The sequence below is a fragment of the Priestia sp. Y58 genome (assembly GCF_029522095.1).
Classification (GTDB): Bacteria; Bacillota; Bacilli; order Bacillales; family Bacillaceae_H; genus Priestia; species Priestia megaterium_E.
This window is the reverse complement of record NZ_JAKWFL010000001.1, coordinates 931340-945544: the sequence shown is the minus strand read 5'-3', so window position 1 is coordinate 945544 and position 14205 is coordinate 931340. Positions and strand designations below refer to the sequence as shown.

Genomic DNA, 14205 nt, shown 5'->3' with positions numbered 1-14205 from the left:
TGGATTTCCACATCTCTTATTTTTTAGCTAATTTTAAAGCTTTTTCTGTATTAGCAAAATGAATTTTAGCTAAAGAGTTCAGCGCATTCAAGCCATGTTTTTTAATGATTTTAGCAGCGGCGATATCAACTTGTGCGCCAGCTCCGCGAGGAATAACCATCCCGGTCTTTTCCGTCAGCAAATCCATTTGTTTTAAAAATGCGTATCTGGCAATAATGGAAGCAGCAGCTACAGATAAATGAACGCTCTCTCCTTTTGTGCTGAAAAAGACATTTTCTTTGATAATTTCTTTTTCCTTTACCACATGTTTATAATAGGTGTTTTTTTCGACAAACTGGTCAATTAAAATGGCATCGGGTTTTTCAGGGTCTAATTTTTTTAACACGTTGGATAAAGCTTTGTTGTGTAACAGAGCTTTCATTTTACCTTGTGACATGCCTTTTTCTTGAAATGCATTATACTTTTTGTTATGTAAAACAAGCAAACTATAGGGAATAAACGAAACAAGCTGCTTGGCAATTTCAATGATCTTAGCATCCGTTAACTCTTTTGAATCTCGTACTCCTAATTCTTTTAACAAAGGAAGCTGCTCTTTTTGAACATAGGCAGCAACTACGGTCATAGGACCAAAATAATCTCCCGTCCCTACCTCGTCAGAACCGATGACCGATAGTGAGCTGAAGTTTGATGGGAGGTGTGAGACAGGAGCCTTTTTCGCAGCATCTAAAGGGCCTCCCCACTTAGCCGCTTCTGTTTCAGCTTCTTTTCCTTGAAAAAGTACTTTTCCAGAGCGGTACGCAGTGATAGAACAGCCGGGAGTTTTAGCTGCAAAAATACTTCCCTGCGGAAGTTTGGGCTGTAGATAGGATGTGTAATGAAGCTTCATTTTAGCTATTTGATCAGCTGATACCTTAATAACAGCATGTGACATAATGCTTCACTCCTTTCGGGATATTTTAGTTTACTTTATAAGCACTATCCCTTATGATAGCTTAAATATAGATATGTTTCCATTGAAGTCTTCTTCGTGGTATGATAGGGATTAGGATTTTTCGTGGAACGGAGGATTTTCTCGTGTCAAGACAAGATAAAACACGTGCGACAGTTGACATCTTTGGTCAGCAGTACAGCATCGTCGGTAGCGAAAGTACAAGCCATATTCGACTTGTCGCCTCTATAGTGGATGAAAAAATGCGTGAAATCAGTACTAAAAACCCTTCTTTAGATATCAATAAATTAGCAGTATTAACAGCTGTGAATGCTGTACACGAATATATAAAACTGAAAGAAGACTATGAGAGACTTGAACAAAAACTTTATGGAAAAGAGGAATGACTGAGTCAATGCTTAATATCATTTTAATTATATTGCTTCTTTTAGGCTTTGTAACAGGTCTTAAAAGAGGATTTATTTTGCAGCTCATTCATATTGTCAGTTTTGCGGTTTCGTTTATCGTCGCTTATATGTTTAGTGGAGATTTGGCAAGCCGACTTCGCTTGCTGATTCCGTTTCCGGACAATATTCAGCAGCAAAGTGTCGCATCGTTTGTATTTGATTCTGGAACGATAGAAGACGCTTTTTATCGAATGATTGCATTTGCGATTTTATTTTTTGCTACTCACATTGTACTTCGCCTTGCAGGCTCTGTCTTAACGGCTTTAACCGAACTGCCAATTCTGCGCCAGTTAAATAAATGGGGCGGAGGTGCACTTGGATTCGTTGAAGTGTATATCATCGTTTTTATTTTGTTATACATTGGAGCCGTGATTCCTGTAAGTGAAATTCAAACGCCAATTCAACAGTCTTCAATTGCAATCAATATCGTACAAAATACTCCATACTTATCGTCTGCGATTCAAGATTTGTGGACTCAGTATGGTGTAATGTAATGAAATTACAATAGTTTGTTGAGAGGGTGTGTCGAAAGTGTCATAATACTTTTGAGATACCCTCTTTTTTTATCGCAGTCTGATCTGCGGTTTTCACGAGGATAAAAGTATGTCTAGATGAAAATTTGAGAGAGTACATATGTCACTCATCATGTTTTTGAAAGTTTCGTTATTATAATAATAGGCTGGTGAAAAGAGATGAATAAAAAGGATATTATTAAATTGTTAGAAACAATTGCTACATATATGGAATTAAAAGGAGATAACCCTTTTAAAATTTCTGCTTTTCGAAAAGCAGCTGCAGCGCTAGAAACGGACGAGAGAACGCTGACAGAGATTGAGGATTTTACTAAGCTCCAAGGGATTGGAAAAGGAACGGCTGCCGTCATTACAGAGTATATGGAAACAAATGAGTCAAGCGTATTAGAAGAACTAAAGCAAGAAGTTCCTGAAGGACTTATTCCTTTGCTTAAGCTGCCGGGGCTTGGGGGTAAAAAAATTGCTAAATTATATAAAGAGCTAGATATTCGAGATATGGAATCACTGCATCAGGCTTGTATGGAAAATCGAGTGCAGGAACTAAGCGGTTTTGCCAAAAAGACAGAAGAGAAAATCATCGCTGCTATCGAAGAATTTGGAAAGCGTCCTGATCGTTTGCCTCTTGCTTTTATGCTTCCAATAGCGGACGAAATTTTAGAAGCCCTTAAACAGATGCATAGCATTGAGCGTTTTTCTCAAGCAGGGAGCATTCGCCGCATGAGGGAAACCGTAAAAGATCTTGATTTTATTATTTCAACAGCTGAGCCTCATGCTGTCCGTGAACAGCTAGTATCGCTGCCAAATGTGAAGGATATCATTGCAAATGGAGATACAAAAGTATCGGTAACGTTAGCCTATGAGTACGATGTGTCTGTGGATTTTCGTCTTGTAGAAGATAAAGCGTTTGCCACAACGCTTCACCATTTTACAGGATCAAAAGATCATAATGTGCGTATGCGTCAATTAGCAAAAGAACGCGGTGAAAAAATTAGCGAGTATGGCGTTGAAAATGCGGAGACAGGCGAAGTCATGACTTTTGAGTCTGAACAAGCATTCTATGAACATTTTGGGCTGTCTTTTATTCCGCCGGAACTTCGTGAAGATGGAACGGAAGTAGATGCATTTATAAAACCTCAAACGCTTGTGACCTACGGTGCGGTAAAAGGTGATTTGCATATGCACTCCACGTGGAGCGACGGGGCGTATTCAATTGGAGAAATGGCGGAAGCATGTCGTGCACGAGGCTATGAGTACATGGCGATTACAGACCATTCTCAGTATTTAAAAGTAGCCAACGGTCTAACGCCTGAACGCATTCGTAAACAGCGTGAAGAAATTAATCGTTTAAACGCACAGTTCGATGATTTTACAATACTAGCAGGAATTGAAATGGATATTTTGCCTGATGCAACACTTGATTATGATGATGAAGTGCTAGCTGAGCTAGATTTTGTTATTGCGTCCATTCACTCTAGTTTTTCGCAATCACGCGAAGAAATTATGAATCGCTTAAAGCAAGCGTTAAACAATGTGCATGTAGATTTAATCGCTCATCCGACCGGTCGTTTGATTGGTCGCCGCAACGGATATGATGTAGATATTGATATGCTGATTGAATTAGCTAAAGAAACAAAAACGGCTCTTGAACTAAACGCGAACCCAAACCGTTTAGATTTAGCCGCTGAGCACATAAAAAAAGCCCAAGAGGCAGGAGTTAAAATTGCTATTAATACAGATGCTCACAATCTAGACATGCTAGAGCATATGGAAATTGGAATATCTACGGGAATTAAAGGCTGGCTTAAACCAGAAACGGTATTAAATACGTATAGCCTCAAAGAATTAACCGCCTTTTTAAATCGACATAAATAAGCAACAGGAGGAATCAGTTTTGCAATCACGTATTTTTCATGTACTAGAGTTTAATAAAGTTAAGGAACAGCTTCAGAAAAAAGTAGCTTCTTCTTTAGGCCGAGAAAAAGTAGCGAATTTGATTCCCTCGACTCAGTATGAAGAAGTAGTTAAATGGCAGGAAGCAACAGATGAAGCTACAACCGTGCTGCGATTGCGTGGCAACGTACCGCTAGGGGGCATTTTTGACGTTCGACCTAGCGTGAAGCGCGCTGAAATTGGGGGAACGCTAAGCTCTAATGAACTTCTTGATGTAGCAAGCACTATTTATGCTGCAAGACAAGTCAAGCAATTTATTGAGCAAGTAGTGGAAGACGAAGATTTACAGCTTCCAATTATAGCTGAACATATCGAAAAACTAATGCCTCTTCCTGAGGTAGAACAAACAATTAAAATGAGCATTGATGAGAATGGTACAGTGCTAGACGGTGCAAGCGACCAGCTAAGAGGCATTCGTCAAAAACTTCGCACAACGGAGTCTCGTATTCGCGAAAAGCTAGAAAGTCTTATTCGCTCCTCGTCTGCTCAAAAAATGTTGTCAGATGCGATTGTTACCATTCGAAACGAACGTTTTGTTATTCCTGTTAAGCAAGAGTATCGCAGTGCGTATGGAGGCATTGTGCACGATCAGTCTTCATCTGGAGCAACTTTATTTATTGAGCCTCAGGCGATTGTGACGTTAAACAATGAGCTTCAAGAAGCAAAAGTAAAAGAAAAACAAGAAATTGAGCGTATTCTCATTGCTTTAACCGTTCAGGTAGCGGAAGTGGCAAATGAACTCCGTCAAAACGTGTATCTGTTAGGTGAGCTGGACTTCATGTTTGCTAAAGGACGCTATAGCCATGAGCTAAAAGCTTCAAAACCTAAAATGAACGACCGAGGCTATATTAAGTTAGTGAAGGCAAAACATCCTCTTATTGCACAGGAAGACGTCGTTGCGAATGATATTGAGCTAGGTGATCAATATACGTCTATCGTTATTACGGGACCAAATACCGGCGGTAAAACCGTAACGTTAAAAACACTTGGATTATTTACGTTAATGGCTCAAGCAGGTTTGCAGATTCCTGCGCTGGATGGATCGGAAATGGCTGTGTTTAAACACGTATTTGCTGATATTGGAGATGAGCAGTCCATTGAACAAAGTCTGAGTACCTTTTCATCTCATATGGTCAACATTGTAGATATTTTACAAAAAGTAGATCATGAAAGTCTGGTCTTGTTTGATGAATTGGGAGCAGGAACAGATCCCCAAGAAGGTGCAGCGCTTGCGATTTCGATTTTAGATCAAGTATATGAAAAAGGCGCTCGCGTAGTTGCGACTACTCACTATCCTGAATTAAAAGCGTACGGCTATAACCGTGAAGGAGTGGTAAATGCTAGCGTAGAGTTCGATATTGAAACATTGAGCCCTACTTACAAGCTGCTGATTGGTGTACCGGGTCGAAGCAATGCTTTTGAAATTTCAAAACGTTTAGGTTTAAGTGCAGAAGTAATTGAACGTGCCAAAGGCTATATTGGCTCAGAAACAAATAAAGTAGAAAATATGATCGCCTCTCTTGAAGATAGCCGCCGTCAATCTGAACATGAGCTAGAAGAAGCTGAACAGCTAAGAAAAGAGGCTCAGAAGCTTCATAAAGAATTACAGAGTCAGATTATTGAGTTTAATGAAAAACGAGATAAGCTGTACGAAAAAGCTGAAGAAAAAGCTCAAGCCACAGTTCAAGCAGCATCTGAAGAAGCAGAGAAAATCATTAGCGATTTGCGTAAAATGAGTCAAAAAAATCATGCGCTTGTAAAAGAGCATGAATTGATTGAAGCGCGTAAGCGTCTAGAAGATGCAGTTCCAACTCTTGAAAAAAGTAAAAAGAAACCGGCTGCGCCGAAAAAACAAGAGCGCACTCTTCAAGCTGGAGATGAAGTGAAAGTATTAAGCTGGGGACAAAAAGGAACGCTTGTGGAACGAGTAAGCAATAATGAATGGCAAGTGCAAATGGGGATCATGAAAATGAAGGTGAAAGAAAAAGATCTCGAATATATCAGTTCCCCAAAACCTGTAGAAACAAAGCCGCTTGCTACGGTAAAAGGAAAAGATTATCATGTAAATCTAGAACTGGATTTAAGAGGAGAGCGCTATGAAAATGCGCTGATTCGAGTTGAAAAATATATTGATGATGCTTTGTTAGCCAACTATCCGCGCGTTTCGATTATCCACGGTAAAGGAACTGGAGCTCTTCGTAAAGGTGTACAGGAATATTTGAAAAATCATCGTTCTGTTAAAAATATTCGTTTCGGAGAAGCTTCTGAAGGAGGTTCTGGCGTTACGGTTGTGGAATTTAAGTAAAAGAATGCTGAAATAAAGGTGTCAGTCGATGCGCTGAACAAGCATATATGAAGATGGAAAATCCGACATGGCTCATGAACTATGTTGGGTTTTCTATCTCTTTTAAGAACGATGCAAGTAAAGGAAAGAGATCTGTCAGTTCATTACGTGGAGTGTAATATAAATTAGGAGTGATGCAAAAATGAGGGATTTTTGGAAAGACCCGTATATTGAATCCGCCGCTTATTACAGCGTGGTTGTCTTGAGCATTGTCGTCTTTCTTGTTGTGTTTGAGCTCGTTACTAAGTATAAGAATTGGGAAGAGATTCAAAAAGGAAATATGGCTGTTGCGATGGCAACAGGTGGGAAAATATTTGGATTAGCTAATATTTTTCGCTATTCGATTGAGCATAACGACAATTTGTTAAGAATGCTAGGATGGGGAATATATGGGTTTGTTCTTTTACTAGTCAGCTATTTTATTTTCGAATTTTTGACGCCAAAATTTCGAATCGATGATGAAATTGAACAAGATAACAGAGCCGTGGGGTTTATTTCACTTGTTATTTCAATCGGTATGTCCTATGTAATAGGAGCAGGGATAGGATAGGAGAGAGTCATGGAGAAGTTAGCGAAAATTTTACTCGTTTTATGCGGAGTGTTTATGCTTATTGGTCTTATCTATTTATCTATATAGCTTTTCCTAACAATGTGATGACAGCAAAAAAGCTGACCTTAAAGCAGGTCAGCTTTTTTAATGATTACTTCCATACGTCTTCAGCAATTGAAATCACGTGCTTTACTTTATCCCACTGCTGCTCTTCAGTAAGTAAATTCCCTTCTTCTGTAGAAGCAAATCCGCACTGGGGACTCAAGCAAATTTGATCAAGAGAAACAAATTCTGCCGCTTCAGCAATTCGTTTTTTCACTGCTTCAGGATCTTCTAAATCTCCAAATTTTGATGTGATAAGACCAAGGACAATCTGAAGATCATCTCGCTTTACATGTCGAAGAGGTTCGAATCCTCCTGAGCGTTCATCATCAAATTCTAAAAATAGTCCATCTACGTTTAACTGACTGAAAATAGCTTTTGACGCATTTTCATATCCGCCGCTTGCTGTATAAGTAGACTGGAAATTCCCTCTGCAAATATGCATTGTAATGACCATATCATCTGGCTTATACGCAATGGATTCATTGATCGCATCCGTAAAACGTTTCAGTAATTCTTGGGGCGTGAAACCTTTTGAAGCGATTTGTTCTTGTCCTTTTTCTGAGAAAAAGACTGCCCACGCAGTATCATCTAATTGTAAATAGCGGCATCCGGCATCATAAAATGCTTGAATGGCTTTTTGATACGTTTTAACTAAATCAGCAAAAAATACATCCGTATCCGAGTAAGCAGACTCTTCAATATGACCTCTGAAAAACAGCATATTAGGACTTGGAATGGTGAACTTAGCTACGTGTTCTTTTCCAGCAGCTTGATGAAGAAATTTATAATCTTCAATCATAGGGTGGTGATTAAAATCTAGTTTTCCAGTCACTTTTATACCGTGAGCTTTTGTTTGGACCCCGTGAAACTGAATTCCCGACTCTGCTTCGTAAAGTTCTACGCCAACAAGTTCTGACAGAAAATCAAAGTGCCACCACGCACGGCGAAACTCACCGTCTGTGACTGCTTTTAATCCAATTTGTTTTTGCTTTTCTACGAGATTACGAATTTCTTCATCTTCAATTGCTCGAAGCTGTTTCTTTGTCATTTCCCCGTTTTCCACTTGTAATCGTGCTTGCTTGATACGCTCGGGACGCAAAAAGCTTCCAACGTGATCTGCTTTGAACGGTCCTTTAGTCAATGTTGTTATCAATTCATACAGCTCCTTAAAAAAAATCTAATTTTTATTATATACAAAAAATTCGGATAATGTACAGGGGTAAATCCAATTTTTATTTATTACGCTGCAGGATGAAAGAGTGATTAGGCAGGAAAGAGAACATTCAATAACGATTGCATCTAAAAAAAGAATGAACTATAATTTTAATTAGAAAATTCTAATTTTTTATTTTTTGAGGGAGAGGATACGTGTGGAATCCACCGAAAAGATATGGCTTTCTCAATATCCGGATGAAATACCTGCTACGCTTCATTATGAACAAAAAAATTTAGCACAGCTTTTTGAAGAAGCAGTTCAAAAGGATCCTAAAAAAAGCGCAATCTATTTTCTAGGGAAAAAAATGACGTTTTCCCAGCTGCATCAAGATTCTTTGAAACTGTCATCTTACCTTATTGAACTGGGATTAAAAAGAGGGGATAGAGTAGCCATTATGCTTCCAAATTGCCCTCAAGCAGTCATTTCCTTTTACGCTGTTCTTCTTGCCGGAGGAGTGGTCGTTCAAACAAACCCTTTGTATACGGAAAGAGAGTTAGAGTATCAGCTTAATGATTCAGAAGCAACCATGATTATTGCACTCGATTTGCTATATCCGCGTGTAGTAAAAATGAAAGCGTTAACAAAGATAAAGCATGTAGTCATCACCTCTATTCAAGATTATCTCCCATTTCCCAAAAACATAATGTATCCATTTATTCAGCGCAAGCAGCAGAAGATAAGCGTGAATGTGAGTCATACGGAGACTACTCATTTATTTAAACGTATTATAAATGAATCTTCTCCAGCAGTATGTAACGCTGAAAAAATTTCAGACGAAGATATCGCGATTTTACAATACACCGGGGGAACAACAGGTTTTCCAAAAGGAGTCATGCTTACTCATAAAAACTTGGTAGCCAATGCAACGATGTGTTCACATTGGTTGTACCGCTGCAGGCATGGAGAAGAAAAAGTGCTTGGAATTATCCCGTTTTTTCACGTGTATGGTTTAACAACGGTTCTCGTTCTATCTGTTTTGCAAAACTACGAGATGGTGCTTCTGCCTAAATTTGATGCAAAAACGACGCTCAAAACCATTCATAAGCAGCAGCCTACTTTATTTCCAGGTGCTCCAACAATTTACATTGCATTATTAAACCATCCTGATTTAGCAAAATACAACCTATCTTCCATTGATTCATGTATGAGCGGTTCGGCTCCACTTCCTGTGGAAGTGCAGGAGCAGTTTGAAAAGCTCACTGGAGGTAAACTAGTGGAAGGATACGGTTTAACAGAAACCTCTCCTGTTACTCATGCTAATTTTCTTTGGGAAGAGAGAATACCAGGAAGCATTGGAGTGCCTTGGCCAGACACAGATGCCAAAATTCTTTCGTTTGAAACAGGTAAAGAAGCTGCTGTAAGCGAAGTAGGAGAGATTGCGGTTAAAGGTCCTCAGGTCATGAAAGGATATTGGAAGCAGCCTGAAGAAACGGCGGCTGTTATGCGAGACGGATGGTTGCTAACAGGTGATGTTGGCTATATGGATGATAAAGGTTATTTTTATGTAGTAGACCGAAAGAAAGATATTATTATTGCCGGGGGATATAATATCTATCCTCGAGAAGTTGAAGAAGTATTATACGAGCATGAAAAAATTCAAGAAGCTGTAGTAGTAGGTGTTCCTGACCCATATAGAGGAGAAACGGTGAAGGCTTACATTGTATTAAAAAATGGTGTAAGATGTACTGAAGAAGAGTTAAATGAGTTTTCCAGAAAGTATTTAGCTGCTTATAAAGTTCCGCGCCTTTATGAATTTCGAAATGAGCTTCCCAAAACAGCGGTCGGTAAGATTCTGCGACGAGCGCTGATTGATGAAGAAAATGAAAAGCATAAAAAGGCGACGTAATCGATCGTCGCCTTTGATTTTTTTACTGAAACATAATTGACAGATACTTGCGGTTTCTTTATTATAAAGATATGAATGAATAATCATTCATATTTTAAAGGAGCGTATAAGATTGAGAAGAAATAAGCCAAAGTATAAACAGATTATCGATGCAGCTGTAGTAGTAATAGCAGAAAACGGATACCACAATGCTCAGGTTTCTAAAATTGCTAAGCAGGCTGGAGTTGCAGACGGTACGATATATTTATATTTTAAAAACAAAGAAGATGTCTTGATTTCCTTGTTTCAAGAGAAGATGGGGCAATTTGTAGAAAAAATTTATGAAGAACTGGCGGGAATTGAAACCGCGGCAGAAAAACTTCATGTGTTAATTGACAAACATTTTTCGTTTCTAGCGGAGGATCATCATTTAGCTACAGTGACACAGCTCGAACTGCGTCAATCGAACAAAGATCTAAGATTGAAAATTAACGATGTATTAAAAGATTATCTGACTCTCATTGATTCTATTTTGCAGACAGGAATCGAAACGGGTGAGTTTTCTGAAAATATAGATATTCGTCTTGCGCGACAGATGATTTTTGGAACGATTGATGAAACTGTCACAACATGGGTAATGAACGATCATCGATATGGTCTAATAGAATCGGTAGATAAAGTCCATTCCCTGCTGTTAAACGGCTGCAGCGGCTCATAATCGTAAGTGAGCCTGCTGCTCCCCTGCGAGGGGAAAAGCGCAAGGTAATGAAAATAGAAAGAAAGGGTGGCGCAAACAAATGGAGATTATCCAGGTTGAAACTGTTGATGCAATAAGCTTCATTACGTTGAATAGACAACCTGCTAATGCTTTGTCTCAAGATTTGTTAAAAGATCTTTCAAGTGTTTTGAAACATTTGGAAGATAGTAAAGAGACAAGGGTTATCGTTATTAAAGGTGAAGGGAAATTCTTTTGTGCCGGAGCTGATATAAAAGAATTCACATCACTTCAGCAGGAAAAAGAATACGAGAAGCTTGCTGTTAACGGTCAAGAGCTATTTGAGTATATTGAAAATTACCCAAAACCAGTGATTGCAGCTATTCATGGAGCTGCTTTAGGCGGAGGATTGGAGCTTGCTATGAGCTGCCATATCCGTTTGGTAACGGAAAATGCTAAGTTGGGCTTGCCTGAGCTTCAGTTAGGAATTATACCAGGGTTTGGAGGAACTCAGCGATTGCCTCGTTATGTAGGAGTTCATAAGGCTTGTGAGATGATGCTGACAAGTGATCCAATATCCGGAAGCGAGGCAGTGGAGTTAGGATTGGCAAATGCAGCTTTTGAAGAAAGTCAGCTTATCAATGAAACATTTTTACTTGCTAGAAAAATTGCCAAAAAAAGCCCGATCTCTGTTAAAGCTACCTTGCAGCTGCTTCAGCATGTAAAAACAGATGCTTACTACAGCGGCATGAAAAAAGAAGCGCAGTTTTTTGGAAGCGTATTCAAAAGCCGGGATGCTCAAGAAGGCGTAGCCGCTTTTATTGAAAAACGCCAGCCTAAATTTTTAGGAAAATAAGCCTAGGAGGGGAATTGAATGAATATTTATGTGTTAGTGAAAAGAACATTCGATACAGAGGAGAAACTTTCATTAAAAAATGGTCAAATTGTTGAAGATGGGGCTGAATTTATTATTAATCCTTACGATGAGTATGCAGTTGAAGAAGCTATTCAGCTAAAGGAAAAGCATGGCGGGGAGATTACGGTCGTGAGTGTAGGAGGGGAAGAATCAGAAAAAGAACTCCGAACAGCTTTGGCTATGGGAGCAGATAAAGCGGTTTTAATCAATACGGAAGATGACATAGAAGATGGCGATCAGTATACGACTTCTAGGCTGCTGGCACAGTACTTAAAAGAACAATCTCCTGACTTGATTTTGGCAGGAAACGTAGCGATTGACGGAGGTTCGGGCCAAGTAGGACCGCGCGTAGCAGAACAGTTAGAGATCCCTTATATTACGACCATTACAAAATTGGATATCGAAGGCGAAAAAGTGACTGTTGTACGCGATGTGGAAGGTGATTCCGAGGTTATTGAAACGTCGCTTCCTCTTTTAGTAACAGCTCAGCAGGGACTTAACGAACCTCGCTATCCATCTCTTCCAGGGATTATGAAAGCGAAGAAGAAACCGTTGGTTGAAGTGGAATTGGATGATTTAGATTTAGATGAAGATGATGTAGAAGCAAAAACAAAGACTATTGAAATTTATTTGCCTCCGAAAAAAGACGCAGGACGCGTATTACAAGGAGATATAAAAGATCAAGTGACAGAACTGGTCAATTTACTGCATAAGGAAGCAAAAGTCATTTAATAAGTCAAAAGTCAAAACAATGGGGGTATTGCAATGGGACGCAAAGTGTTAGTTCTAGGAGAAGCACGTGATGGGGGATTACGAAACGTATCGTTTGAAGCGATTTCTGCAGCATCTACTGTAGCAGACGGTGGAGAAATTGTTGCAGCGTTAGTAGGAAAGAACGTAAAAGCTTTAAGTGAAGAGCTTATTGCGTACGGAGCGAATAAAGTTGTTGTGACGGAGCATGAAGATTTAGCTGCTTATACATCGGATGGTTACGCTCAGGCGTTATTAGCCATCATTGAAAGTGAACAGCCTGAAGCTATCGTATTTGGCCATACGGCTCTTGGCAAAGACCTAGCGCCAAAACTGGCAGCTCGCTTAGACAAAGGACTTATCTCCGATGTGACGGATGTAGAAGTTGGAGGGGATCAAGTAGTCTTCACCCGCCCAATTTATTCTGGTAAAGCATTTGAAAAGAAAATCATGACCGATGCTTTTACGTTTGTCACGATTCGTCCAAATAATATTTCACCGCTTGCAAAAGACGATGGACGTACAGGTGATGTAGAGGATTTAAATGTTGAAATCAAAAACCTGCGTACAGTTGTAAAAGAAGTTGTACGTAAAGCAACGCAAGGGGTTGATTTATCCGAGGCAAAAGTCGTGATTGCAGGGGGGCGAGGTGTAAAAAGCACGGAAGGTTTTGGACCTCTCCAGGAACTAGCGGACGTATTAAATGGAGCTGTTGGGGCATCTCGCGGAGCATGCGATGCAGATTACTGCGACTATTCCCTTCAGATCGGTCAGACGGGCAAAGTAGTCACACCAGATTTATACATTGCCTGCGGAATCTCGGGAGCTATTCAGCATTTGGCCGGCATGTCAAACTCAAAAATTATTGTTGCCATTAACAAAGATCCTGAGGCGAATATTTTTAAAGTAGCTGATTACGGAATCGTGGGAGATTTATTTGAAGTGGTGCCTCTGCTAACGGAGGAATTTAAAAAGCTGAAAGTACAGTCTGCGTAAATAGTAAAAGAGGCTAGGACAAACGTATTTTTGTTGAAGGAAGATCCGAACGATTAATCGTTCGGATTTTTTCATGGACGTAGTTGCTTTTAGCTGGTGATTGGAGGGCAAGGCGAAGACTCCTGCGGGAAAAGCGGAATAGATGAGACCCCGCAGGAGCGTAAGCGACGAGGAGGCTCATCGGCCGCCCGCGGAAAGCGAAGTCTTGCACGGAAATCAACAGCGGTGGAACAAGTGATTTGTACGAGCTTATTTATCCAATCTGTTCGCTTTTAGATTCGGTTGATTTAGTTAGGTCTCAATCTCTTTTATTACGTAGAAAACGAAATTTTCTACGTATGTTTTTATGTAAATTGTACAAACTAGAGCGGAGAATAAACAGTATAAATGTAAGCAAAAAGTTAGCAAACCTTATTTGAAGGTGATATACTGTGAGTAGAATTTGGATATTGCATATATTTAGGAGGAATTAAAATGGCTATTGCACATGCTACAGATAAAAACTTTACAGATGAAATTAAATCAGGCCTAGTGCTTGTTGACTTTTGGGCACCATGGTGTGGCCCTTGTAAAATGATTGCTCCAGTTCTTGAAGAAATCGATGGCGAACTTAACGATAAAGTTAAAATCGTGAAAGTAGACGTTGATGAAAACCAAGAAACGGCTGGAAAATTTGGTGTTATGAGTATCCCAACTTTAGTATTATTTAAAGATGGAGAGAAAGTTGACCAAGTAGTTGGTTTCCAACCAAAAGAAGCATTAACAGAATTAATTAATAAACACGCGTAAGTCAAAACCTAGCTCAAGCTAGGTTTTTTCTTTTTCTCCACTTTTTCTCTTTTGGGAATACTTTTATTTAGCGAATATGCGTTCGTTTGTTTTATACTAGATGTAAGGAACACCGTCATAA

General features: G+C 39.4%; 14 protein-coding genes. 12 read left to right on the top strand and 2 right to left on the bottom strand.

What is annotated here, in order from left to right; genetic code table 11:
* Positions 1–16: 16 nt before the first annotated feature.
* On the bottom strand, positions 17–931 hold the full coding sequence (gene rnhC, locus MMB68_RS04980) for a ribonuclease HIII (RefSeq protein WP_277548322.1): 915 nt from the start codon (positions 929–931) through the stop codon (positions 17–19).
* A 143-nt stretch (positions 932–1074) separates the two neighbouring features.
* Between rnhC and zapA the strand changes: the two genes are divergently transcribed.
* The 5 genes from zapA (at position 1075) to MMB68_RS04955 (ending at position 6772) form a co-directional block, all read left to right on the top strand.
* The gene (gene zapA / locus MMB68_RS04975) at positions 1075–1335 is read left to right on the top strand and encodes a cell division protein ZapA (RefSeq protein WP_013059415.1); all 261 of its coding nucleotides are present in this window, start codon (positions 1075–1077) and stop codon (positions 1333–1335) included.
* Complete coding sequence (locus MMB68_RS04970) at positions 1332–1889, top strand: CvpA family protein (protein WP_014458067.1); 558 nt, start codon at positions 1332–1334, stop codon at positions 1887–1889. The genes zapA and MMB68_RS04970 overlap by 4 nt, the downstream gene beginning before the upstream one ends.
* 198 nt (positions 1890–2087) lie before the next feature.
* On the top strand, positions 2088–3800 hold the full coding sequence (polX, locus tag MMB68_RS04965; RefSeq protein ID WP_221784660.1) for a DNA polymerase/3'-5' exonuclease PolX: 1713 nt from the start codon (positions 2088–2090) through the stop codon (positions 3798–3800).
* 19 nt (positions 3801–3819) lie between these two features.
* Entirely contained in the window at positions 3820–6183 is a 2364-nt protein-coding gene (locus MMB68_RS04960; RefSeq protein WP_221784659.1) for an endonuclease MutS2, read from the top strand.
* 181 nt (positions 6184–6364) lie between these two features.
* The gene (locus tag MMB68_RS04955; protein WP_013059411.1) at positions 6365–6772 is read left to right on the top strand and encodes a DUF350 domain-containing protein; all 408 of its coding nucleotides are present in this window, start codon (positions 6365–6367) and stop codon (positions 6770–6772) included.
* Positions 6773–6923: 151 nt separating this feature from the next.
* Here the strand turns inward: MMB68_RS04955 and MMB68_RS04950 are convergent, their stop codons facing one another.
* Positions 6924–8030, bottom strand: coding sequence for a 5-methyltetrahydropteroyltriglutamate--homocysteine S-methyltransferase (locus MMB68_RS04950; protein ID WP_221784658.1), 1107 nt, complete (start codon positions 8028–8030; stop codon positions 6924–6926).
* A 217-nt stretch (positions 8031–8247) separates the two neighbouring features.
* On the opposite strand from MMB68_RS04950, the gene MMB68_RS04945 reads away from it, so the two are divergent.
* The 7 genes from MMB68_RS04945 to trxA all read left to right on the top strand — a co-directional run bounded on the left by MMB68_RS04945 (position 8248) and on the right by trxA (position 14084).
* Positions 8248–9939 (top strand): AMP-binding protein, encoded by a 1692-nt coding sequence (locus MMB68_RS04945; protein ID WP_221784657.1) that lies wholly within the window; start codon positions 8248–8250, stop codon positions 9937–9939.
* A 112-nt stretch (positions 9940–10051) separates the two neighbouring features.
* Positions 10052–10636 (top strand): TetR/AcrR family transcriptional regulator, encoded by a 585-nt coding sequence (locus MMB68_RS04940; protein WP_013059408.1) that lies wholly within the window; start codon positions 10052–10054, stop codon positions 10634–10636.
* A gap of 79 nt (positions 10637–10715) precedes the next feature.
* Positions 10716–11489, top strand: coding sequence for an enoyl-CoA hydratase (locus MMB68_RS04935; RefSeq protein WP_221784656.1), 774 nt, complete (start codon positions 10716–10718; stop codon positions 11487–11489).
* Between the two features lie 18 nt (positions 11490–11507).
* Positions 11508–12281 (top strand): electron transfer flavoprotein subunit beta/FixA family protein, encoded by a 774-nt coding sequence (locus MMB68_RS04930; protein WP_016765685.1) that lies wholly within the window; start codon positions 11508–11510, stop codon positions 12279–12281.
* A gap of 33 nt (positions 12282–12314) precedes the next feature.
* Positions 12315–13295: an electron transfer flavoprotein subunit alpha/FixB family protein gene (locus tag MMB68_RS04925; protein WP_028410542.1), complete on the top strand. Its 981-nt coding sequence runs from the start codon at positions 12315–12317 to the stop codon at positions 13293–13295.
* A 96-nt stretch (positions 13296–13391) separates the two neighbouring features.
* Positions 13392–13571: a hypothetical protein gene (locus tag MMB68_RS04920; protein ID WP_221784655.1), complete on the top strand. Its 180-nt coding sequence runs from the start codon at positions 13392–13394 to the stop codon at positions 13569–13571.
* A gap of 198 nt (positions 13572–13769) precedes the next feature.
* Positions 13770–14084: a thioredoxin gene (gene trxA, locus MMB68_RS04915; protein WP_013059404.1), complete on the top strand. Its 315-nt coding sequence runs from the start codon at positions 13770–13772 to the stop codon at positions 14082–14084.
* Positions 14085–14205 lie beyond the last annotated feature (121 nt).